The sequence below is a fragment of the Rhizobium altiplani genome (assembly GCF_001542405.1).
GTDB classification, from domain to species: Bacteria; Pseudomonadota; Alphaproteobacteria; order Rhizobiales; family Rhizobiaceae; genus Rhizobium; species Rhizobium altiplani.
Genome location: NZ_LNCD01000063.1, coordinates 14,481 through 35,913, shown reverse-complemented (window position 1 = coordinate 35,913; position 21,433 = coordinate 14,481). Strand labels below are relative to the sequence as shown.

Annotated in this window: 22 protein-coding genes; 14 read left to right on the top strand and 8 right to left on the bottom strand. The window is 58.1% G+C overall.

Annotation, left to right across the window (positions count from 1 at the left end; genetic code table 11):
• The first annotated feature begins 48 nt into the window (after positions 1–48).
• Positions 49–639 carry a phospholipid N-methyltransferase PmtA gene (gene pmtA, locus AS026_RS13425; protein ID WP_062369890.1) on the top strand — a complete coding sequence of 197 codons (591 nt, stop codon included), beginning with the start codon at positions 49–51 and terminating at the stop codon, positions 637–639.
• Between the two features lie 96 nt (positions 640–735).
• Here the strand turns inward: pmtA and AS026_RS13420 are convergent, their stop codons facing one another.
• Together AS026_RS13420 and AS026_RS42025 are read right to left on the bottom strand one after the other, a co-directional pair.
• Positions 736–1,068 (bottom strand): DUF982 domain-containing protein, encoded by a 333-nt coding sequence (locus tag AS026_RS13420; protein ID WP_062369889.1) that lies wholly within the window; start codon positions 1,066–1,068, stop codon positions 736–738.
• Positions 1,069–1,873: 805 nt separating this feature from the next.
• Positions 1,874–2,023 carry a hypothetical protein gene (locus tag AS026_RS42025; protein WP_160330112.1) on the bottom strand — a complete coding sequence of 50 codons (150 nt, stop codon included), beginning with the start codon at positions 2,021–2,023 and terminating at the stop codon, positions 1,874–1,876.
• Between the two features lie 104 nt (positions 2,024–2,127).
• On the opposite strand from AS026_RS42025, the gene AS026_RS13410 reads away from it, so the two are divergent.
• Entirely contained in the window at positions 2,128–2,400 is a 273-nt protein-coding gene (locus tag AS026_RS13410) for a hypothetical protein (RefSeq protein WP_018855691.1), read from the top strand.
• 372 nt (positions 2,401–2,772) lie between these two features.
• Here the strand turns inward: AS026_RS13410 and AS026_RS13405 are convergent, their stop codons facing one another.
• A complete protein-coding gene (locus AS026_RS13405; protein WP_062369887.1) occupies positions 2,773–3,309 on the bottom strand; it encodes an Lrp/AsnC family transcriptional regulator in 537 nt (178 codons plus the stop codon).
• A gap of 101 nt (positions 3,310–3,410) precedes the next feature.
• On the opposite strand from AS026_RS13405, the gene AS026_RS13400 reads away from it, so the two are divergent.
• The 4 genes from AS026_RS13400 to AS026_RS13385 all read left to right on the top strand — a co-directional run bounded on the left by AS026_RS13400 (position 3,411) and on the right by AS026_RS13385 (position 7,322).
• On the top strand, positions 3,411–4,910 hold the full coding sequence (locus tag AS026_RS13400) for an aminotransferase class V-fold PLP-dependent enzyme (protein ID WP_082728526.1): 1,500 nt from the start codon (positions 3,411–3,413) through the stop codon (positions 4,908–4,910).
• Positions 4,897–5,775, top strand: a complete 879-nt coding sequence (locus AS026_RS13395) for an MBL fold metallo-hydrolase (protein WP_062369886.1) — start codon at positions 4,897–4,899, stop codon at positions 5,773–5,775. Before AS026_RS13400 ends, AS026_RS13395 begins: the two co-directional genes overlap by 14 nt.
• Positions 5,776–5,803: 28 nt before the next feature.
• Positions 5,804–6,562 (top strand): sulfite exporter TauE/SafE family protein, encoded by a 759-nt coding sequence (locus AS026_RS13390; RefSeq protein ID WP_245307491.1) that lies wholly within the window; start codon positions 5,804–5,806, stop codon positions 6,560–6,562.
• 547 nt (positions 6,563–7,109) lie between these two features.
• Positions 7,110–7,322 carry a DUF982 domain-containing protein gene (locus AS026_RS13385; RefSeq protein ID WP_062369884.1) on the top strand — a complete coding sequence of 71 codons (213 nt, stop codon included), beginning with the start codon at positions 7,110–7,112 and terminating at the stop codon, positions 7,320–7,322.
• Between the two features lie 128 nt (positions 7,323–7,450).
• Here the strand turns inward: AS026_RS13385 and AS026_RS13380 are convergent, their stop codons facing one another.
• Both AS026_RS13380 and AS026_RS13375 read right to left on the bottom strand, forming a co-directional pair.
• Complete coding sequence (locus AS026_RS13380; RefSeq protein ID WP_205634467.1) at positions 7,451–7,939, bottom strand: SRPBCC family protein; 489 nt, start codon at positions 7,937–7,939, stop codon at positions 7,451–7,453.
• A complete protein-coding gene (locus AS026_RS13375) occupies positions 7,939–8,274 on the bottom strand; it encodes an ArsR/SmtB family transcription factor (protein ID WP_025662250.1) in 336 nt (111 codons plus the stop codon). The genes AS026_RS13380 and AS026_RS13375 overlap by 1 nt, the downstream gene beginning before the upstream one ends.
• A 146-nt stretch (positions 8,275–8,420) precedes the next feature.
• Between AS026_RS13375 and AS026_RS13370 the strand changes: the two genes are divergently transcribed.
• Positions 8,421–9,062, top strand: coding sequence for a dihydrofolate reductase family protein (locus tag AS026_RS13370; protein ID WP_062369883.1), 642 nt, complete (start codon positions 8,421–8,423; stop codon positions 9,060–9,062).
• Between the two features lie 159 nt (positions 9,063–9,221).
• Here the strand turns inward: AS026_RS13370 and AS026_RS13365 are convergent, their stop codons facing one another.
• Both AS026_RS13365 and AS026_RS13360 read right to left on the bottom strand, forming a co-directional pair.
• Positions 9,222–10,217 carry an Lnb N-terminal periplasmic domain-containing protein gene (locus AS026_RS13365; RefSeq protein WP_425349795.1) on the bottom strand — a complete coding sequence of 332 codons (996 nt, stop codon included), beginning with the start codon at positions 10,215–10,217 and terminating at the stop codon, positions 9,222–9,224.
• A 387-nt stretch (positions 10,218–10,604) separates the two neighbouring features.
• Entirely contained in the window at positions 10,605–11,687 is a 1,083-nt protein-coding gene (locus AS026_RS13360) for a LacI family DNA-binding transcriptional regulator (protein WP_062369881.1), read from the bottom strand.
• A 249-nt stretch (positions 11,688–11,936) separates the two neighbouring features.
• On the opposite strand from AS026_RS13360, the gene AS026_RS13355 reads away from it, so the two are divergent.
• The 7 genes from AS026_RS13355 to AS026_RS13325 all read left to right on the top strand — a co-directional run bounded on the left by AS026_RS13355 (position 11,937) and on the right by AS026_RS13325 (position 19,045).
• Positions 11,937–12,911: a substrate-binding domain-containing protein gene (locus tag AS026_RS13355; RefSeq protein WP_062369880.1), complete on the top strand. Its 975-nt coding sequence runs from the start codon at positions 11,937–11,939 to the stop codon at positions 12,909–12,911.
• Positions 12,912–13,026: 115 nt separating this feature from the next.
• Positions 13,027–14,517 (top strand): sugar ABC transporter ATP-binding protein, encoded by a 1,491-nt coding sequence (locus AS026_RS13350; protein WP_062369879.1) that lies wholly within the window; start codon positions 13,027–13,029, stop codon positions 14,515–14,517.
• On the top strand, positions 14,510–15,526 hold the full coding sequence (locus tag AS026_RS13345) for an ABC transporter permease (protein WP_062369878.1): 1,017 nt from the start codon (positions 14,510–14,512) through the stop codon (positions 15,524–15,526). Before AS026_RS13350 ends, AS026_RS13345 begins: the two co-directional genes overlap by 8 nt.
• A complete protein-coding gene (locus AS026_RS13340) occupies positions 15,523–16,518 on the top strand; it encodes an ABC transporter permease (protein ID WP_062369877.1) in 996 nt (331 codons plus the stop codon). Before AS026_RS13345 ends, AS026_RS13340 begins: the two co-directional genes overlap by 4 nt.
• Before the next feature lie 2 nt (positions 16,519–16,520).
• On the top strand, positions 16,521–17,369 hold the full coding sequence (locus tag AS026_RS13335; protein ID WP_062369937.1) for a sugar phosphate isomerase/epimerase family protein: 849 nt from the start codon (positions 16,521–16,523) through the stop codon (positions 17,367–17,369).
• A gap of 69 nt (positions 17,370–17,438) precedes the next feature.
• On the top strand, positions 17,439–18,086 hold the full coding sequence (locus AS026_RS13330; protein ID WP_062369876.1) for a nucleoside triphosphate hydrolase: 648 nt from the start codon (positions 17,439–17,441) through the stop codon (positions 18,084–18,086).
• An 89-nt stretch (positions 18,087–18,175) separates the two neighbouring features.
• Positions 18,176–19,045 carry a D-psicose 3-epimerase gene (locus tag AS026_RS13325; RefSeq protein WP_062369875.1) on the top strand — a complete coding sequence of 290 codons (870 nt, stop codon included), beginning with the start codon at positions 18,176–18,178 and terminating at the stop codon, positions 19,043–19,045.
• A gap of 348 nt (positions 19,046–19,393) precedes the next feature.
• On the opposite strand, the gene AS026_RS13320 is transcribed toward AS026_RS13325, so the two are convergent.
• Positions 19,394–21,331 (bottom strand): elongation factor G, encoded by a 1,938-nt coding sequence (locus AS026_RS13320; protein ID WP_062369874.1) that lies wholly within the window; start codon positions 21,329–21,331, stop codon positions 19,394–19,396.
• Between the last annotated feature and the right edge of the window lie 102 nt (positions 21,332–21,433).

Genomic DNA, 21,433 nt, shown 5'->3' with positions numbered 1-21,433 from the left:
CAAGCGCATTTTCGCCTCAGGCTTCGTAATGAATGAAGGGACAGTTCAATGAGTATGCGGAAACGTGTCGGACTTAAGTTCAGGGATGAAATTGCTTTCTTAAAGGGCTGGAAACGTGATCGAACTTCTGTCGGTGCAATTGCGCCGACCTCCACCGTGACAGCTCGAAAGATGGCTAGCGTTGTGCATCCCGGTTCTGGGCTACCCGTACTTGAACTCGGTCCAGGCACAGGCGTGATTACCAAGGCAATTCTGGCACGCGGTATCGCACCACAAGACCTTACCTCCATCGAGTACTCGCCTGAGTTCTGTCAGCATCTGCGAAGTCTTTTCCCACAGGTCGATATTCGATGCGGCGACGCTTTTGCACTCGACCTTACGCTGGGTGAGAAACGAGCCGCCAAGTTTGATTGCGTCATCTCCGCGATCCCGCTTTTGCACCTGCCCGTCGATCGGAGGCTAGCACTCGTCCTCGACCTGTTGGAACGCGTTCCCGTCGGGAGACCGGTTCTTCAAATAACCTACGGCCTGTTGTCTCCGGTCGTGGCACTTCCCGCCGGCTATGAGGTACGCCATTTGGCGTTCATGGTACGAAATATCCCTCCGGCCCAGCTTTGGATTTATCGGAAGATTCCTTAGGCTTGTGGCGTTGTCCGGCGATTTATGACCTGCAGTTGTAGCGTGCACAGAGCAACGGAGCGTACCGTCGGGGCCAAGCCGGATCGTGGTTCAATCTTATGCGGAATGAACCCCTTTCACTAACGAAGCGCCGCCTTCCACAATTGAAGACTGCTCGTCGCAGATTGCTGGCACGACGGTGATGACCGGAATATTTGCTTCTGCGGCAGCACGAATCAACGCGATCCGTGCCTCGTTCACCGAGCAGGTGCCAAGGTGCGCATCCAGGCAAATTTTCGCAGCCGTCAGGTATTCCTCACCGTCAAAGGAGGGCCAGGCGGCAATAAGAACTTCAGCCATTTGCCGAAGCGAACGGATCTGCCTGTATTTTTGTTGACCATGGAACACGAGGATCAGTGGTGCGAAATTATCGGATCTGTGCCAGTTCATTACACCCAGCCTCCCAACCGCAAATTATATTAGAGACCATGCAATTGCTGTTCCGGCAGGCCCGGGGGAGCGGCATATAGAATCCGAGAGGAGCAAAGATCGACGTCACCATGTAACTCGGCTTTTGCGGTATACGCGGCTCGACGCTAGACTAGTCATCTACTTTCCTCCTTAAGAGATCGGAAGGTCCCAAAGCGCTTCCCCACCGTTGCATCGACACATGGATAGTCGAAACAGCACCAGCAAGATGGCTGGCGGCTAGAAGCAAATCTCTGGCAGCAAGGAGCAATAGTTGAAGACGCACCATCCGGCTCTTGGTTCCGACCTCTGGCGCTTTGTTCAGACCTGCAAGTTCGCGCGCCAGACCGCGGTTGGCAAGGAGGGCCAGCATATGGTTGTGAGCCAACTCGATGAAAGCGGCGGTCACCTCTTCAAGATTCCATCCTTGTCAGGATCGCGGCGTCGGACAGGGCCGAAAACGCAGCTTCCATGTGCTCCTGGCAATGCCGGAAACGGTCTGGATTGCTTTCGGAAGATCAGGGCACCTCTCTTCGCGAAGACAATGGAGTCGGTCGGCTCGTCGTCAAGGTTACCGTGGCCGGTTGGTCTCTCCAATGGAGACACCAACGGCATCCGACAGCAGCCTCTTCCATGGCGGGTATAGAGAAAGGCTGGTATTATCTGACCTTGTCGTTGCGGGGTCGGGAGGACAGTGCGTTGAAAGATCCGAAATCGAAGGACCTTGGCGAGCCGGGCGACGATCCTGCCTATCGCCCGATCGGATTTAGGGCGATAGCCGCCGCGTTCAGCGTTCGCCGACCATCCGCTTCGTCTCGGAAAGATATCGAAGTCCCCCCGGCTGGATCCTTCCTGCCATCTGGATTTCATTCGCCACCAGACGACTGATCCTGCGCGTGGCTTTCATCACGAACTCTATGACCTGGAACTCCGTCATCCCACCGCCACCAATTCACACCAAAGCAAAAACAGGGCACAGTAGCTTTGCGCGATGGAGCGCGGCCGTTGTCCGGCCGCTGTCGTCGTCGCAGGGAGGATGCCATGCCGACGATTATTGGCTATCACAACATCACAAAGGGCGCGAAACACTGGCTCACCTCACCAAAGCGCGAGGAGTTTTTTGGTCCGCTCGGGGTTACCAACATCCGAACGTTTGTTGATCCTCAGGATCCCACTCGCGTGGCGTTGATGATGGACGTTGCGGATATGGATGGCTTGCAGGCGGCGATGCAGAGCAAGGCCGCCGCCGATGCGATGGCCTTCGACGGGGTGGTGCCGGAGTCTCTGGTGATCCTCGTCGAATCGAAGGGGTAATCGCTTCGCCGGAACAGGCTCTCCTTCGGTGCCTGTTCAACTTCGCTCACCGCCTGACGTCCAACCGACGGCTGGCGGACGCCGCCGTTCTGGCAACGCCTTGTCCCTAGCCGCGGCAGGCGAGGCAGCCCAGGGTGTGCGACTGAGTTTGGCGAGACCCGGGACGGGCGGGGACGTTGGGCGGCACCTTCCTGCCATTTTCTGCAAGGCGGTCAGTGTTGAAGGAGAAGCAGGTTGAGCCTGCGTCGCTGCCTTGCCCCCCCAGAATGGAGTTCCTTTTGCGGTCGAAAATGTTGATCGTTTTCTTCCTCCACGGGATGTTTGCGGTGAGAAAACAACACCGGCGGAAGAATTCAGTCCGTTGCTGAGGCACTAGAGGCGGTCACGCGTCGGGGTAACTTTCGGCGGGGTGGATCCCGCGGCCTTGGAGGTCAGTTTTCTCAACTCGACCGGCCGATTGTTGATGATCGCTTCCATGGAAAAGAAGCCTGTTACCGTTGCAAGGTCGAAGTTCGTGATCAGTTTCTGATAAAATGCGTCGTAGCCGGACATGCCTTTGGTGATGACCTTGATCAGATAGTCCCAATCCCCGCCGATCCGATAAAAGTCGATCACCTCCGGCAGGCCCTCGACATGCGCACGGAATCCTTCGCTCCATTCCTTCGAATGGTGACGCGTCCGGATCATCACGAAAACAGTCAGGTCTAACCCCAGCGCCTGGAGATCGATATCGCAGTGTGCGCCTTTGATCAGGCCGATTGAATGAAGACGTTGCAGCCGCCGCCAGCAGGCATTTTGAGACAAGCCGATCTTCTCCGCGAGATCGCGCTGCGAGAGATTGGCATCGTGCTGCATCGCACTCAGTATCTTCATATCAAAATCGTCTATTTTTGCGGCTTCTTCGTTCATTTGATACGTCTTTTGCCGAAATTAGCGAAAATTAGGTGACTTTTTTGAGCCTGAAGCAGGATACGATCGGTGTCAACGTCCCGAGCCGAAGGAGAACGATCGTGGACTTTTCACAAGCTGCGGCACGACAGACCGAATCCCCAATTTCCAGATTTCGCCGAAGTTTGAAACGCAACGGCCTCGTGGACAACCTCCGGGAAGGACTGGTCGGATCGCATGCGACGATCGACGGGCCTTACGGGCCGAAGGAACTGGTCTACGCAGACTACGTTGCATCCGGTCGTGCGCTCCACCAAATCGAGCGTTTCATCCTGGAAGACATCCTTCCCTACTATGCCAACAGTCACACGGAGGCTTCCTACTGCGGAGGGTTCATGACCCGTATGCGCCGGGAAGCACGCGCGATGATCGGGGAATTCTGCGGGGCGAGTGAACAACATGCGGTAATTTTCACGGGCTCAGGCGCGACGTCTGGCATCAATCGCCTCGTCAAGCTGTATGGCATTGCCGAGGCGGTTTCGGCTGGTAAGCACGTTCGCGTTGTTGTCGGCCCTTACGAGCATCACTCCAACATCCTGCCCTGGCGGGAAAGTGGTGCGGAGGTTGTCGAGATCGCCGAGAGTCCAGCAGGCGGACCTGACCTGTCGCTGCTGACAGATGCCCTCACGCAAGGTGACGCCGATTTGGTTGTGTGCACGCTATCTGCTGCCTCAAACATCACCGGCATCACCAGCAACGTCGCGGCGATTACTGCGATGGTCAAGGCTGCTGGCGCAAAGATGATTTGGGACTATGCGGGGGCCGGTCCCTATGTGCCGATTTCCATGTCACCTGCCGCCGATGCGGATATCGACGCGATCGTTGTTTCGCCGCACAAGTTCATCGGTGGCCCAGGTGCCTCCGGAATCCTGATCCTTCGGCGCGACGGGCTTTCGACGAAGAAACCGACCTGGCCGGGTGGTGGCACGGTAAAGTTCGTCTCGCCGCAGACGCATGATTATAGCGACAGTCTCGAATCGCGCGAAGAAGCCGGTACACCGAATGTGGTCGGTGATATCCGTGCGGCCCTCGCATTCATCGTCAAGGATGCGATCGGGGCTGATGCGATGACGATGCGCAATCGCGAGCTTGCACGACGTGCACTCCAAGCCTGGAAGGACGTCCCGCAACTGGAGTTGCTCGGTCTGTCCAATGCCGATCGGCTGCCGATCTTTTCCTTCAGAGTGAGGAACGGGAAGGGTGGCTACGTCCACCAGCAACTGGTGACGCGAATGCTCAGTGACCGCTTCGGAATCCAGGGGCGCGGTGGCTGCGCTTGTGCGGGGCCCTATGTCCACCGACTGCTGTCGATCGATGAACAGCAGAGCGAGGAGATCAGACAGGCCATTCTCTCGGGAGATGAACTAAAGAAGCCCGGTTTTGTCCGGCTGAACTTTAGTGTGCTGCTACCAGACGAGAAGGTGCAGTTCATTCTCGATTCAGTGGCAACAATCGCAACTGACGCGACGACCTTCGAAATGGATTACGACGTCGATCCGAGCCGAGCGATCTTCTTTGCGCGTGGAGCAGCACCAAAGGGCAGCCCCCATGCAAAAACCTGAGGTCGCCGGATTTTACGACCCGCGTACTGGCAGCATCCAGTATGTCGTCTCGTGCCGCAAAACACGAAACTGCGCCATCATCGACCCGGTACTGGATTTCGATGAGAAGTCCGGCACGACCGCTTCGATCAATGCGACCATCATCCTCGATTACATCGAGGTCAACGACCTGAAGCTTGAGTGGATCTTGGACACTCATCCTCATGCGGACCACTTTTCGGCAGCCAGTTATCTCAAGGCAAAGACCGGAGCGCCGACGGCGATCGGTGAGCATGTGACGGCAGTGCAGCAGATCTGGAAAGATATCTACAACTGGCATGATTTCGCATGCGATGGTTCGCAATGGGATCGGCTCTTTCGTGATGGTGACACATTCAACATCGGCGAGCTCGAGGTCCGCGTCATGCATTCGCCCGGCCATACCCTGGCGTCTATTACCTACGTCGTGGGCGACGCAGCCTTCATCCACGATACACTGTTCATGCCCGATAGCGGCTCCGCCCGCGCTGATTTTCCAGGCGGCAGCGCAGCCAGCCTTTGGCAGTCAATCCAGGACATCCTGAGCCTGCCCGAGGAGACGCGCCTCTTCACCGGCCATGACTACATGCCGCAAGGACGTCAGGCCCTTTGGGAAAGCTCGGTTGCGGAGCAGCGTAGGAAGAACCCGCATGTCGCCGGCCAATCGCGAAGCGACTTCATCACCTTGCGGGAAGCCCGCGACAGGATCCTGCCCATGCCGAAGCTAATCTTGCACGCGCTGCAGGTGAATATACGGGGAGGGGAACTGCCTCCCGTCGAGGAGAACGGCCGTCGTTATCTAAAAATTCCCCTCGATGCATTGTCGGGATCGGCGTGGGGCGCGTAACAACGTGGATGGCAGTCTCTTGCAGCTTATGCTTGCTCTCGGCTCAGGATCGTTGATCGGCTGTATTCTCGGTTTGATTGGCGGAGGCGGATCAATCCTCGCCACGCCGCTGCTGGTGTATGTTGTCGGAATGCGCGATGTGCACACGGCGATTGGCACAGGGGCTCTCGCTGTTTCGGCCAATGCGTATCTCAACCTGGCCGGCCATGCGGTGAAGGGTCATGTCTGGTGGCGATGCGCCTTGATCTTTGCGATCGCCGGATGTCTCGGTGCCTACCTGGGTTCCAGTCTGGGGAAGCTCATCGACGGCAAGAATTTGCTTTTCATGTTTGGCCTCCTGATGATGCTCGTCAGTTTCATGATGCGAGGGACGCGGAGCCGAGCGGATGTTACCGCGCAGTCGCTGACGATACGGACACACGGGAAGACAAGCCTGATTGCGCTTTTTGCCGGCGGATGTTCCGGCCTTTTCGGAATAGGGGGCGGTTTCCTTATTGTGCCGGGTCTCCTCGTCGCAACGGGCATGCCTCTCATAAACGCGATTGGAACCTCGCTGCTCGCGGTCGGCACCTTCGGATTGGCGACGGCCGTGAACTATGCCGCGTCGGGCTTTGTCGATTGGCTTACTGCGGGCTATTTCATTCTAGGTGGCATCGGTGGCGGTATCATCGGCACGATTGCCGCCACGCGACTGGCGAACTACAGGAACATCCTCGCGCAGGTCTTCAGGTGGGTGATATTTTGCGTGAGCCTGTATGTTCTCTGGCGAAGCTACGCGGCATTCTAGCAACGAACAACCAAGATACTTCAGTCCCACAAAGGCGCGAACCGCCGGGCGTGGCGTCGAACAGCCTTTCGCTCCTGCGTCAGCATGTTTGATGACGACAGTTGAATGCAAGGCGCCAACGCCGGATGGCTGCTCACGGGCCAGAAGCTCACTCTGGACGGGCGCGAGAACTTGCTACCGGGCACGCGCTAAGGCGTCCCCCCCGCAGCGCCATGTCGACAACCGGCGCGTGGGCAGTTTCGGGTAGCAGCAGACGATCCACCGCCTATCAACAGGATAACCACAGCCTAACCAATTCAACAGGCAGGAGACTCTCTCCTTTTGAACCACTGCTACCTGGACCACGTAGGGAGAAGACCGGGAACAGGTTAGCATCTGCTGATCATTGGATGGGGCTGGGTAGCACACGAGGCGTGGGCGGTCGGCGATACTTCTCGTCGGCTGTCCGCGCCTTCGCAGAGGCAGCATACGTGACCGCTCTAGGGGTCACGGAACTCTTCCAAGAATTGCACGTTTGCCCGTCGCTAGAGCCAGTAGGGAGATCGTCATGTCAATCGTCAAGTGGGAGAAGCCCGTTCAAATCTCGGTGGGCTCGCGAGGTAGCGAATTCGTATCGAGCGCCTTCGACGCCGTCCTGTTTCTGAAAGATAGCTGGGAGGACTGTGAAACGGTGTCCTTCCTGCAGGCGCGAAATGCCTGCCGGGGCGCCCTTGCCGGTCGCGTCGACGCCGAAGTAGCGCGTGCACTAGCAAAGGATTGACGTGAGGGCTCCCGTCAAACAGGCCCTCCGTGGCTGATTTCCTTCCGGGCCCATTGTGGTCATTGTCTCCGGGCAAAGCTTGTAGCAGCCTCAGTCAATGGCGATCTAGGGACCGATAGGCCAAACGCTCAGCGGTCGAGCCAGGCTGCAAGGCCATCCAGGGTCTGCAGTCCGTATTCGACTGCGCCAAAGCCGATGACGATCCGACGCCGTGCGGGGCTGGGGTGGAGCTGGCGCAAGGTCAGCACTGTTTTGCCGTCGGCCTGCTCATCGAAGGTCACCGTGACGCGGAAGCGGTCGGGGTCGTCCGGGTCGGGTGTGCCATAGTCCATCACGATCCGCTCGTTCGGCACGATCTCCAGAAAGCGCATCAGATTCGGGAAGCGCTGCTCCTGGCCCTCGAACACGCCCACCATGTCGAACCGCCAGAGCCCACCCTCACGGATATCGGCCTCATGGCTCTCGATCCCAAGGCCGGCCGGACCGTACCATTCGGCAAGCGCCGTGGGGTCCATCCAGGCGGCAAAGACCTTGTCACGCGAGTGATTGAGCAGCTTCACCAGCACAATTTCCCGATCAAGCGACCAGGTGTCAAACAGGGTTGCCATGGTCTTCATCAATCATCCTCTCCCGCTTTGTCCAGGTAGACCTCCAGACGATCCAACCGCTCGGTCCAGCGCCTGCGCTCCGCTATCATCCAGTCCGCCGCCTCATCGAAGCGCGCCTGTACCAAACGGCACCAGCGGCTGCGCCCGCGCTTCTCGCTGGCGATCAGTCCGCAATCTTCCAGTACCTTGAGATGCTGGGCGAAGGAGGGCAGCGCCATGTCGAATGGCTCGGCCAGAACGCTGACCGGCACCTCGCCATCAGCCAGCCGTGATACGACCGCGCGACGCGTCGGATCGCTGAGAGCGTGAAAGGCAAGGTCGAGTGGGGTCGAATGATAGGGCATGCGAATTGTTAAAACGCATTGGAGTGGTGGTCAAGGACAATAAGGCACTTGCCTTAGTATAAAGATCAATTATAAAGGCATCTGCCTTAGTATCAATGCCCTGGCTTGGGGCGACTAGGGCGCAACCACTCGCAAGGAGAGCTCCCATGGCAGTTCGTGTCGATCTCATGATCTCGCTCGATGGTTTCGCGACCACGACGGATCAAACGCCCGAAGTCCCGTTCGGGGACGACTGGCCGCGCCTGGTCGGCGCATATGTGGCAACGCGAACTTTCCGTGAGCGCGTGCTCAAGGATACCAGTGGAGCCGGGACCACCGGCGTCGATGACGACTACGCGAAGGAATATTTCGCCAACGTGGGCGCCGAGATCATGGGCGCCGGCATGTTCGGGCTCCACAACTTCCCCGACGATCCGACCTGGCGTGGTTGGTGGGGCGAGGAGCCGCCCTTCCGAGTTCCGGTCTTCGTTCTCACACACAAGCCTCGCCCCTCCGTAGAGATGGCTGGTGGTACCACTTTCCATTTCCTCAATACCGATCCGGTTGATGCGCTCCAGCAGGCTGTTGCGGCGGCGCGCGGCAAGGATGTGCGGATCGGCGGTGGGCCGACTGTTGTTCGTGACTTTCTGAGAGCAGGTTTTGTCGATCGCCTTCATGTTGCAATTGCGCCGATCCTGCTCGGTCGCGGCGTACGCTTATGGGACGAGCTGCGCGGTCTGGAGACTGGCTACGACGTCAAAGCTGAAACGGCGCCGAGCGGAACCATACATCTTACCTTCCAACGCTGACCGCTAGCCTGTAACTTGGGAGGTCACAGCCTCAAGCATTCTTCCAAGCCAGGAGTGTTGTCTCGCTGGCCAACCTGCGTCACCGCGACGTGAAGCTCTTCCTCCTTCCGAGGTTTCGGCAGCTTCCAGGCGCGATCGAAGCAATGGCACGTCTCTCGCTTATTGCGGATCCGCCGGCGGTGGCGAAGGTACGCCGACGCGTATCGACTTTGAGAAGTGCGGCGACAATGCGTCGACCCGCGCCCGCTGGTCAATATGAGCGGCGGTCCTGAGTTCAGCGAGTGACGCTTCCATATCCAACGCCCCATGATCGTAGGCGTAGTCCGGGAGATAGCCATTGACGATGAGACGCCAGTCGAAGGGAACGGTGCCTCCAACCACGCGCATCATCTTGACGACCGTCGTCGTGCAATTGCTCGTAAGCGAGTTGTAGAAAGCCGGCGTCGCGGCTAGGGCATTGGCGTCGGCAACATACTCGCGCAGGAGCGCACGTGCCTGTTCGGGGGATGCTTTCAGGCGGTAGATTTGCACATCTTCGCGACGGACGTTCGAACGGACGCCCACAACATCCCGCTCGTCTGCTGCGATGATCACCAGGGGATTGCTCTTGAACAAATCGGCGACGGGCGAGAATGCACCTCCAACCCGGCGACGGACTTCGATCGACCACGCAAGCTGCTCGCCACCTTCAAAACCAAAGCTGAAAATCACGTGGGCAATTTCTGGCCCCGCCCAATAGGACATGAACAGGTCGATCGTCCGAAGCTTGCTCATGTCGTAGGTGCGCGTCGTCCATCGCTCGATGAAGTCAGTACTGCCATGCCACTCGAAGTCCCGCACATTTGTCAGTGTCAGCAGGTCGCCGTTGAATTCGCCTGTGACCTGTCGAGCGACATCGGGTGCCCAGGATGCATTCTCGAGGGGCTTGATCGTATGCCACCAGACCAGGACAAGTGCGAACGCCGCTGTGAATGCGAGGATGGCTTTGAAACGCCACGGGCCAAACAATGTCGTGATTGTGAACACCCCAAAAAGAGCGAATAGCCCGGCAGCAAAGCCTCTGGCGAACTGCGAGGCGGGAAGGCGATACCACAATGCAAGTGATGCCCATGTAACGGCTATCGCTATGAGGATTGCGAGTAGAACAGCGAGTATCGCCCACCCTGAACGACGCAATTTAGTCTCCTCCTGTCCGTTTCAATTCGTGCAGAGAAACACGCTGCAGCACACTGGGCGGCAAGATCAACAAGACGCCACAGAGAGCTTATTGCGACCGCAATTCATACAGGTCTTACCACATGCTTCGGTATTCGATTGTTCAAGTGCTTTCTGGTATGGCACCGTGCGAGACGTTGCATCGCCTGGTAGCGACGTCGTTCATCTCAGTGCATTAGCCCCCATGGCGGCAATTGTCGAAAGCCAGCCACGGCCTTTGTCTGCATCTCTCGAACGGCGGTTTCGCACCAAACGTGGCCTTTGAAGGCGACACCCATCCGCAAAGCGTGGCGATTTCTCACCTACGGATCGAGACGTTTCACCACGTCATCGACGCGCGAGGTCATGTACCGCAATCGGATCCTTCAAAGCGTCGAGCGGCCCTTCCAACGCTGTTCGCGGCGGAACCAACTGTGGCTCGATCATCACGAGCTGTGGGTCCGTGTCCTGCTCTTCTAAAAGCTCGAAGCCTCTTTCGAGCATATCAGCTGTGTTCGGCCTGATCATATAGACCGGAAACGGCAAAAATGAACCGAACGGGTCATAGTCGAAACATCCGACCACGATATCTTCGAATGCTACCCCGTCGTGGCGGCTCATGAAGCGCAGCAACCCCTCGAAATTTATGGACGAGTTGATGAAGAAGCAGCGCGGCAGCCTGCCATGGCGTTCGAAGAACCGCTCGAAGGCAAGCTGCGTCATGCCCGGCGAGTATCCCGTGGTCTCGATATCGCCCTCGGTATCCACTCCAAAAATAGATCGCTTCACCGCATGAAAGCCCAGGATGCGATCGCGGCTGGCATGGTCGTCGCGGCCGCCAAACATGAATACGTCCTCAGCACCGAGTGGCCCCATTCCTTCAGCGTGGCGGATAATTGCCGAGGTCAGCGCTTCTGCACCCCGTCGGTTGTCCGAGATCACCGACGGTGCGTACTTGCCGGGAAGGTCGATATTCACGTGCGGCAATCCCGCACGGGCGCACACCTGATGGACGCCGTCCGGATCAGTGGCGCCTGCGATAAATAGCGAATCAATCGAATACGCGATCAACGACTCTACGGTGCGCCGCTCTTCCTCAGGATCGCGCCGGCCGGAGACGACCACCGGCAGTAATCCGCGCTTGCGTGCCTGCGCCTCGAAGGTCTGAGCCATCGAGGAAAAGAAGCGGGTGTCGTAAACAGGCAAGAGCAGTCCAGCCAGTCCCGAGCGGGAACTTCTCAACGCCCGAGCCTGGCGATTGGCGGTGTAGCGATGCGCTTTTGCGAGCGACAGGATCTTTTCGGCTGTTTCTTCCGAGATCCGCCGCTTCCGCCACGTGCCATTGAGGACGGAGGCTACAGTCGAGGCGGTTACGCCCGAGATCACCGAAAGATCGTAAATTGTTGCTTTCTTTTGCTCTTTTTCCGTCATTCGCAGACTCCTCCAGCGCTCCGTTTCTCTAGATCAATGGTCCTCTTGACGAAAGTCCGTTCCGTGTTAATGTTATTGCACCATCGATGGTGCTCAATTGCAAGAGCGATTGTGCACGATGGCAAGTCACTTAGAGGAGGTGACAGGGAGGAGGTTCCGATGGTCGGAGCCGAAACGTTCAACGCGGGAGCGCTACCGTTCCTGTGAACGGATCTTGCTTGTCAGCACTATTGGAGGAGGAAAGATCCAATGAGAAAAATGCTCGCCGCGACCCTTGGTCTGTCGCTTGTACTTCTGGCGTCCACCGCCTTCGCTGGTCCGAAGATCGGCGTCGTCGTTAAAATCGGCGGCATCCCGTGGTTCAATGCCATGGAAGCTGGGATCAAGGAACAAAGTGCCAAGCTCGGCGTCGAAGGCTTTATGGTTGGCCCGACCAGTGCCGACCCGGCACTCCAGGTCCGTGCCATCGAAGATCTGATCGCGCAGAAGGTTGATTACATCGGCGTGGTGCCGAATGACGCGAAGGTACTGGAGCCGGTTCTCAAGAAGGCGCAGGAGGCCGGTATCAAGGTCATCACGCATGAATCGCCCAAGCAGGTCGGTGCCGACTGGGATTTTGAACTCGCTTCGGCCAAGGGCTTCGGCGAAGCACATGGCAAGCTCCTCGCCGAGAAGATGGGCGGCAAGGGATCCTATGCGGTGTTCGTCGGATCCTTGACCGTTCCGCTGCACAACGCTTGGGCCGACGCGGCGATCGCTTATATCAAGGCCAACTATCCCGACATGAAGCTGGTGGGCGACCGCTATGGTGTTGCCGAAGACGTCGACAAGAGTCGCTCGACCGCTCTCGACCTTATGGCGGCCAATGCCGAACTCACGGGCTTCCTGGCATTCGGTTCGCAGGGTCCGATTGGCGCAGGTCGCGCAGTGGAAGAGCGCCGTAAGGACGGAAAGGTATTCGTCATCGGTCCGTTCTCTCCAGGGCAGGGAGCAAAGCTCATCAAATCAGGCGCTTTGACTGGCGGCTTCATGTGGAACCCGAAGCAGGCTGGCGAGGTCTTCGTGACGCTTGCCGACCGGATTTCCAAGGGCGAGACGCCGAAAGCTGGCGACGACATTGAGGGCCTTGGAAAGATCACTCCCGAGGGCAACACCATCATCGTCGACCAACTGCTGGCCATCAACAAGGACAGCATCGACAAGCTCGTTGGCATGGGCCTTTAGTCCTCCCGGGACCCACGCCCTGGGGTCGCGGGGACATATTCCCCGCGACCTCCTTACGGACAATGCAAAACCTGGGGCCGACCGCTGAAGCAGCGGTTGAACAGGAGGATATTCCATGAGCGTCGAACCGCTGCTTTCACTCAAGAACATCAAGGTCACCTTTGGCGGCGTACGCGCGCTGAAGGGTGTGTCCTTCGAGGTCAACCCCGGAGAAGTCCACTGTCTTGCTGGCGAGAATGGATGTGGCAAGAGCACGCTCATCAAGGTGATTACCGGCGTCTACAAGCCACAGGACGGTGCTGAATTTTATTTCGACGGCAACCCGATCTCGACCATGACACCCACTCTGGCGCAATCGCTCGGGATTCAAGTGATCTGGCAAGACTTGGCGCTGTTCGGCGAAATGAGCGTCGCCGAAAACATCGGCTTCCAGTACGCAGTCAACGGCAAATATGGGCTTGTCGACAAGCGTGCCATCGAGAACGCGGCTGAAAAGGCACTCGCTCGCCTTGGCGTGAGCATCGACATTCATCTCCCCCTCAAGGAGTTGCCGATCGCGCAGCGCCAGATCGTTGCGATAGCGCGCGCCCTTGTGGGTGAAGCCCGGCTCGTCTTCATGGATGAGCCAACGGCGTCGCTGACCCAATCGGAAACGGACTATCTCATTGACATCGTCCGCAACCTTTCCGCTTCAGGAGTGGCGGTGGTCTTCGTGTCGCACCGTCTTGCGGAAGTCCTCGAAATATCCGACCGAATGACCGTGCTCCGCGACGGGGCCCTCGTTGGTGTCTTCCCGGTCGAGGGGATGACGCAGTCACGAGTAACCGAACTGATGACCGGCAGGAACTTCGACAGTTCCGTGATCGCTACCGATCACGACAACGAGGCGGTCGTGCTCTCCGTGCGGGGACTGACGCGAGCCGGCGAGTTCGAGGATATTTCGTTCGATCTTCGCCGAGGAGAGACGCTCGGGATCACCGGCCTTCTCGGAGCAGGGCGCACCGAGCTAGCTCTTACGCTCTTCGGGATGCACCGCCCACAGGCAGGCGAGGTCACAATCGAAGGAGAGCGGGTCAGGTTCGGTTCCAATCGAGACGCCATTCGTGCTGGTGTTGCCTACCTTTCGGAAGACCGCTTGTCGCTTGGCCTCAATCAGCCACAGTCGATCGCCGACAACCTTGTTATGGCATCGCTTGACAAGCTGCTGTCCGGCGGGATGATCTCGCCGGCCAAGAAGGCGAGCGTTGTCAGCCATTGGATCTCGGCGCTCGGCGTCAAGATTGGAACGCCAGACGACCCCATCCGGACTTTGTCAGGCGGCAACCAACAACGCGTGGCGATCGCCAAGTGGCTCGCGATCGGCCCGAAAATTCTCATCCTGGACGCCCCAACCGTAGGGGTCGACGTCGGCGCGCGAGCGGGCATCTTCGACATTGTGCGCAAGCTTGCGGCTCAGGGGCTGGCGATCATTCTGATCTCCGACGAGCCGCCCGAGGTCTACTTCAATGCCGACCGCATCATTCACATGGTCGAGGGCAAGATCCACGCGACCTATGATCCGCGACAGTTGTCGCTCAGCGAACTGGAGTCTGCCGTCTATGCGTAGGCTGATCCTTGGACACACAACCGAATTCACACTTCTGGCGGTCATGGTCGTGCTTTGCATCGGGCTGTCTTTTGGCACCGACCGTTTTCTTACGATCTCGAACGCTTTTGATGTGCTGAACGTCTCGGCCGTCAACATCATCTTTGCCGTCGGACTTCTAGTCGTCTTGATTTCTGGCGGGATCGACATCTCCTTCGCCGTTGCCGCATCGGTGGTCCAATACGTCACGGCGCTGGCGCTTGGCGCGCTGGGTGGCGGCAACTGGGCGGAAGGCTTCATCATCGCGGGGGCGGTTGGGATCGGCCTCGGGCTGATCAATGCCGCATTGGTCTACCGGCTTCACATCATCTCGATCGTAGCGACGATTTCGACCTTCAACATCTTCTTCGGACTGCTGATGTTCTTCACCAAGGGCGTGTCGATCTACGATCTGCCGGAATGGCTGACGACGCGCGTCGTGTTCTTTGAACACGAGATGGCCGATGGATCGTGGGTCGAACTCACACTTCCGGTGGTGGTGATGATCCTCTGCTGCTTTGCGACCTGGTTTATGATCTCGAGGACGACGATCGGCCGCCAACTTTACGCTTTCGGAGACAATCCCGAAGGAGCACGCCGCTTCGGGATCAACATCGGCGCCATGCACTACATCTCGTTTGGATGGCTTGGCCTGATGGCTGGCATCGCCGGCCTGATGCAGGCTCACTACGCCGAGGAAGTTGTTCCGAATGCGCTTTATGGTCGCGAACTCGACGTCCTCGCCGCCACGGTTCTCGGTGGTGCGCGGCTGGGTGGCGGCAAGGGATCCGTTATTGGCTGCGTCCTCGGCGTCTTGATGGTTTCGATCACGCAAAACGGGCTCAACCTGATGGGCGTGTCGCCCTTCGCGTTCAAGATGATCGTCGGCGCAATCATCCTCATCGCCATCACGCTCTCTTCCGCGCGCATCGACAAGCTTCTGCCATTCCTCGCGAAAAGTAACGACAAAAGGGGGAGCTCGCACTCATGAAAGCCATCGCTCAAAAGTTCAACGCCACCTTCGGCGCGGATATGACCGGCCCGGCGATCGCATTCTTAGCAGTGATGGTGATCTTCGGACTGGCCGCCAACAACTTCATTTCGTCGGCAACCTTCGGATCGGTGGCATTCCAGCTTCCCGAACTCGGGCTTCTGACGCTCGCGATGCTGCTGCCACTTTTGACCGGCGGGATCAACCTTTCGGTGACGTTCACCGCAAACCTATCTGGACTGGCCGCCGCCTGGGTCATGCAATCGTACGGCGGCGTAGATGCCTCGCCGGCTGCATTCCTGCTGGGCGTCCTTGCTGCGCTGGCGACGGGCGGCGCCGCAGGCCTCATGACCGGCGCAGCCATTGCCTACACGCGGGCCCACCCGATCCTTGTCACGCTGTCGATGATGATCTTCTTGCGCGGGCTTGGCGAGTTCCTCACCCGAGGCGGCGACGTGTCCGGGTTTCCGAGCTTCATCGCTCCTATCGGACACGGGTCGATCTTCGGATTTCCTATTCCGCTCTTGATTTTCATAGCCTGCGTCGGGATCTGGCAGCTTCTGCTGACGCGCTTCAAGCTCGGCTTCGGCCTGCTGATGATCGGCTCGAACATCGAGGCGGCTCGATACTCCGGCCTGAATACGCGTCGCATACTGGTGCTGGTCTACACGCTGTCGGGTCTGATGTGCGCCGTCGCAGGTGTGATAATGCTCGCCCGCTTCAACTCGGTCCGCGTCGGCCACGGCGAGTCCTATCTGCTGATCACCGTGCTCGCCGCGTTTCTCGGCGGCATCGACCCGTTCGGCGGTTTCGGTCGCGTATTGCCGGTCTTTGTCGCTCTCATCGTGCTCCAGCTCCTCTCGTCGGGTCTGAACCTGATGGGTGCAAACCAGCATCTGGCAACGGCGCTCTGGGGCGTGCTGATGATCGTCGTCATGGCCGCAAGAACTATCGTTTCAACGTACATCGCATCACGCAGAAAGAAGGGATGACCGTGCAAGGTTTTGGAATTCACGCGAGCATGTGGACTATGAACTGGGACCGCGCAGGCGCGGAGCGGGCCATTGCAGGTGCTACCAAGTACAAGATGGAATTTATCGAAATTCCCCTTGCTGACGCGCCGTCGGTCGATGCCAAGCACACTCGCGACCTTTTGGAAAAACATGGCCTGCGTGCAGCATGCTCGCTCGTGCTGCCGGAAGCGGCATGGGCCTCGGCACGGCCGGACGCCGCCATCCAGCACCTGAAGGTGGCGATAGACAAGGCGGCCGAGATGGGCGCCGAGGCACTTACCGGCGTCACCTACGGCGGTACCAACGAACGCACTGGAGCTCCTCCGACACAGGCGGAGTACGACAACGTCACGCGTGCGCTCGAGGCGGCCGCGAAGCATGCCAAATCCCAGGGCATCCAGTTCGGCGTTGAAGCCGTGAACAGGTACGAAAACCATCTGGTCAACTCGGCCGAACAAGCCGTGGCTTTGGTCGAACGCATCGGTGTGGACAACGTGTTCGTCCATCTCGACACGTTCCACATGAACATCGAGGAGAAGGGGGCCGCAAACGGCATCCTGGCCGCGCGCGATCACCTCAAATACATGCATCTTTCGGAAAGCGATCGCGGGACCCCCGGTGCAGGCAACGTGCCTTGGGATCCGATCTTCGCCGCTTTGTCGGCGATCGGCTTCAAGGGCGCGCTTACCCTGGAGAGTTTCGTCAGCATGCCGCCGGAGATGGCCGGCGACATATCGACCTGGCGGCCGGTTGCGCGTGACGAGGAGGAAGTCATGGGCAATGGCCTCTCTTTCCTGCGCAACAAAGCCGCACAATACCAACTGGCATGACGTCGCAATGGTCAGCGCCCCCAACGGCGTTGGCAGTGGAAAGTGCGACGTGGCAATGGGAGGAAATCCTTGAGCAAGATTGAAGGAAACGCGCGTGAGATCGCGAAGATCGCGGTCCAACGCTTCAACGAAAGCAACAGTCGGAGAGTTCTGATAGCCGTAGCGGGCGCACCCGGTTCAGGTAAATCCACGCTCGCGGAGCGCGCCGTGGAGATCATCAACAAGGATCATCACCTCAACGCAGCCCTGTTTCCGATGGACGGATACCACTATGACGATGTCGTCCTGGAGCAGATGGGGCGCCGGCCTTACAAGGGGGCAATCGACACCTTCGATGCCCATGGTCTGCGTCACATGCTCAAGCGCTTGAAGGCCAACGAGGACGACGTCGTTGCCGTTCCGGTATTCGACCGCTCTATCGAGATCGCGCGGGCTGGCGGCAATCTAATTCCCCAGTCGACGAACATCATTGTCTGCGAAGGCAACTACCTGCTGGCGCGGCAGTCGCCCTGGGACATGTTGAAGGAGATTTTCGACTTCACGGTATTCGTCGACGTGGACGAGGATCACCTGCGGCAGAGACTTCAGAACCGCTGGCGGAACTACGGCCTCGATCCGAAGGAGATCAATCGGAAGGTCGAAGAGAACGATCTGCCGAACGGACTTGCGATCGTAGCGGGAAGCGCCGAGCCGGACCTCCGCATCGAGAACAACTGATCCGTAAAGGTCGACCGGAGGTAGCTGCGGTCCGTCACTGCCAACCCCGCCAGGGACATTCGGCGGGATCTACTACATTGGAGACTCCTATGAAACACGGAATTTACTACTCTTACTGGGAACACGAGTGGAGCGCAAAATTCGGCCCTTACGTCGAGAAGGTAGCCAAACTCGGCTTCGACGTCATCGAGGTAGCTGCACACCATATCAATGAATACAGCGACGCCGAACTGGCAGAAATCAGACATACCGCCACGGACAATAACATCGTCCTCACGGCCGGGATCGGTCCTTCGAAATCCAAGAACCTTTCATCACCGGACATTGCGGTACGCCAGGCGGGAAAGGCATTCTTCGAGCAAACGCTTACAAACGTCGCAAAGCTTGACATCAAGACGATCGGCGGCGCGCTGCATTCCTACTGGCCGGTGGACTACTCGGAGCCAGTCGACAAAAAGGGCGACCGGGCTCGCGGCGTCGAGGGTATTCACGGCATTGCGGATTTCGCCGCCAACTTGGGAATTAACCTCTGCATCGAAGTCCTGAACCGCTTCGAGAACCACGTTCTCAACACCGCCGCAGAGGGTGTCGCATTCGTGAGGGATGTCGGGAAGCCGAATGTTAAAGTGATGCTCGATACCTTCCACATGAACATTGAGGAGGACAGCTTCGGCGAGGCGATCCGCATCGCCGGCCCGCTGCTCGGACATTTCCATACGGGTGAAAGCAACCGTCGAGTGCCCGGTAAAGGAAGAATTCCTTGGCACGAGGTCGGCCTGGCACTTCGCGAGATCAACTATACCGGCGCTGTGGTCATGGAGCCTTTCGTAAAGACCGGTGGAACGATCGGATCTGATATCAGGGTCTGGCGCGACCTCACCGACGGCGCAGACGAAACGAAAATGGACGAGGATGCTCGAAACTCTCTGGCATTTTCTCGATTTGTACTCGGCGGCTGATCTTGGCGGTGCGTTTAGCCCCTTGGATCACTTTGCCATAGATGCAAGAGGGATCCGAATCGGAGACCTCAGAAGATTGGCGAACTCAGGCCACAAGGGCCGCCGTGCGGCGTCATCACAAACCAATACCCCTGCGCGCGAGCGCAGGGCAGCTTTGAGCATGTTATATGGTTATACCGCTCCCGGTTTCCACCACACGCATTTGGCAAATAGCGCGTCCAAGTTTTTGATCCTGCTTCGTTGTGTGGGGATCGCTACCCCTTCCCTGGCAAGGTGGACCATATTGGTCGTCACCAGTTGGCTGTTTCCAGTACTCTGATAACAGAACTGTCCGCTCCCGCGAGTGTCTCAATGGATCGCCCGAAGATAGTTGATGCGATCAAAGGGGTTTGCGCCCGTGCGAGCGCGAGCACGAGGCCGGACCGCTATGGGGCTGTGATGATCGAACGCGCTCTCCAAAACCCCGGCACCGCCGGATAATCCGGGCAGGACCCGTCGCATAGCCTGCACCTGAGCGGAGGTAACCATGCCTCGCAATTGGGCGATGCCACGTTCAATCAGCGTTTCCTCGGTCGATGCTCCTGATTTTGCGAGTGCGACCTGCACCTTGGGTAATGCGGTTACAGGGACCTCAAGCCGAAAACGCTCTATGGGCTCGCAGATGATCGTTCGCGCGGAAGTAAGAGCTGCCGCCAAAACGAGTGGTGTAAGCCCTCGGAAATCAGCCGCAGTGCTCGACGGCGAGTGATGTCGGACCGAAGTTAGCGCGACATGACAGTCGATTACCTGCCACCCATGGATGCCAGCCTTTAGGGTCTCGGATACCGTCTCCTCGATGGCTCGGTAAAACGCGGCGGGCATTTGTCCCACATCCACCTCCATCGCGAAACTGTTGCCTGTCCCTTCCGGGCGTGGCTCGACCCGTAGGCCAATCGTTGCAAGAAAGGGGTTGGGCTCCTTGAAGATGACTTCAAGTCCGCTTCCAGTCCCAATCACCCGCTCGACAAGGATGACCGTACTTTCCTGAAACACCGCGTTAATTCCGTAGTCTGCAAGTAACGTTGCCTGGATGACTTCCTTCTGCACCTCGCCATAAAGCGACAGATACATTTCACTCGCATCTTCATTTGTGCGCAGGTTGATCAATGGGTCTTGTTCCGACAGGTGTTGCAGGGCAACCCATAAGGCGCGGTTTTCCGACGGTTGTTGCGGTGAGACCTGGGTCTCCAGTGTCGGTGGCGCGAATTGCCCTTCGAGATAAGAGCGACCGTCTGCTCCAACTTCATCCCCGATCCGCGCGTCGGTTAGTCCCCCAATCTTGGCGATCTGACCGGCGCATGCATATTCATGTCTATGCAGGTTTCCTTCGCCAAAAACCTGGATGCTCGTTACCTTGGCGTTGCCAGTTGGCAGTTGAAGATGTCCACGCGCGGTTACCGTGCCTGAAGTCAGGTTGAGGTAGGCGAGCTTCTCTCCGCCCCAACCGCGCTCGATTTTAAAGATGCTTCCCTTTACCGGGCCGTCAGGAGAAGGGGTTCTGCTGGGCAAAAGTGTCTCGATTCCTGAGAGGAGTTCCGACACGCCGGTGCCGGTCATTGCGACCCCGCAGTACACCGGATGAATTAGGCCATTGGCGACCTGATCTGCCAGTGCTTTGGTAAGCCGCGCTGGCGTCAACCGCTCCGGAGCAGCAACGAAGTCACGAAGCAGGCAGTCGTCATTGACAGTGAGCATCTCGCAAAGGGCCGAAAAACCCGGATCGTGGCTGACATCGATTGATTCAGCGGACGCAACGCGGCTTCCGATATCCCTCGCTTCCATCATCGCTATCGGCCGCACTGCCAATTGCTTGGCGATGTCTGCAACGACGTCGAGGTAACGCGCTCCCATCCGGTCGATCTTGTTAACAAAGACAAGGAACGGAATGCCAAGTCGCTGCAGGGCGCGTACCAGCACTCGCGTCTGAGCTTGTACGCCTTCGACGGCCGATACGACCACAATGGCCGCATCGAGCAACCGCAATATTCGCTCGACTTCAGCGATGAAATCTGGGTGACCGGGAGTGTCGATCAGGTTGACGTCGAGGTCGTTCATCCGGAACGACACTACAGCCGCAGCGATGGTTATCCCGCGTTGTCGTTCTATGGCGAGGCTGTCTGTTTGGGTGTTGCCGCCATCGACACTGCCGAGTTTGGCGATTGCACCTGTATCGAAAAGGAGGCGTTCCGTAAGGCTAGTTTTGCCTGCATCCACATGAGCTAGGATGCCCAAATTTAATGTGCGCATGATCCATCAACTTCTCAAAATTTCGGGTTTGAACTTTTTGAGAAGTCACTCGGCGCATTGGGGCCTCCAGGATAGAGAACTATCTGTATCTCAAGTTGGCGA